The organism is Vibrio sp. 1978, from assembly GCF_033344345.1.
This window is the reverse complement of record NZ_JAWPOP010000799.1, coordinates 1-575: the sequence shown is the minus strand read 5'-3', so window position 1 is coordinate 575 and position 575 is coordinate 1. Positions and strand designations below refer to the sequence as shown.

Annotated in this window: 1 protein-coding gene; it reads right to left on the bottom strand. The window is 45.6% G+C overall.

Annotation, left to right across the window (positions count from 1 at the left end; all coding sequences use genetic code 11):
- Nucleotides 1–575 (bottom strand): UvrD-helicase domain-containing protein (locus R8N49_RS29175; protein WP_318190704.1); only part of this gene is annotated, 575 nt, incomplete at both ends.

Genomic DNA, 575 nt, shown 5'->3' with positions numbered 1-575 from the left:
TCGCATGACAAGTCATAAAACGAATATCGAGATTCGGGAATCGTCTTAACCAGTCATCATACAAATCGGGTTTATGGTAATGGTTACGGCCAAGCAGCAATACAGACTTAGTTTGTTTCGCTTGTTGATTCAATTGATCGAGGATTTTCTCAACTTGGTTGCTTGGCGCTGTGTGCACGCTCTTTTGCTTGCGTTGTTTGTGGCTGTTGAGCGTCTTCGGTAATTGTGATGGGTTTTGCTGCACGAACGTATTCGCCACATCGCCAATTTGATTATTGAAACGATAGGTCGTGTCTAGGTGATGTACCGTAGAGTGAGCGAATCGCTCTTTAAACCCAGTAATCAAGTCCACATCTGCGCCCGCAAACTGGTAAATCGCTTGCCAGTCATCGCCTACGGCAAACAAGGTTGCGCCAGGCTGCTTCTCTGTTGATTCACATAACGCTTCGATCAACGCCAAACGATCTGGAGAGATATCTTGATACTCATCGACCATAACAAAACGCCAAGGCGATACGAACTTCCCTTTATTCACGTAATCCGTTGCTCGACTTATCATGGTTGGGAAATCGACT